The following is a 489-nucleotide window of genomic DNA, read 5'->3' as shown; positions in this document are numbered from 1 at the left end:
CATTTGCGCCGTCGACACAGAGGTCGTCCCGATGAAATTGCTCTCCGCTACCCTCTTGCTTCTGCTGCTGGCCGGCTGTGCCAGCGGCCCACGCATCGACACCAGCCACAGCTCGATCGGCCACGACAGCCGCGTCCAGTTCATCGTGCTGCATTACACCTCCACCGACCTGCCGCGCTCGCTGGAGCTGCTCAGCGGGCGCGATGTGAGCAGCCACTACCTGATCGGTGAGTCGCCGGCGACCATCTACCGCCTGGTGGACGAGGATCGCCGCGCCTGGCATGCCGGGGAGAGCGAATGGAACGGGCGTACCTGGCTGAACGCCACCTCGATCGGCATCGAGCTGGTCAATCAGGGCTACGAGCAGAGCGCGGACGGACGGCGGCTCTGGTATCCCTACTCGCAGGCGCAGATCGATGCGCTGGTGGTACTGCTCAAGGACATCATGGCGCGTCATGGCCTGAAACCGGGCGCCATCATCGGCCACAG

Annotated in this window: 1 protein-coding gene; it reads left to right on the top strand. The window is 65.0% G+C overall.

The genetic code is table 11. The features are described 5' to 3' along the window. Positions 1-31 precede the first annotated feature (31 nt). Positions 32-489, top strand: a 458-nt coding sequence (locus ACU8YC_RS26475) for an N-acetylmuramoyl-L-alanine amidase (protein ID WP_446896191.1), incomplete at its 3' end; no start/stop codon positions are given.

It is taken from the genome of Citrobacter sp. VF227, assembly GCF_052950715.1.
This window is presented reverse-complemented; position numbering and strand designations above follow the sequence as displayed.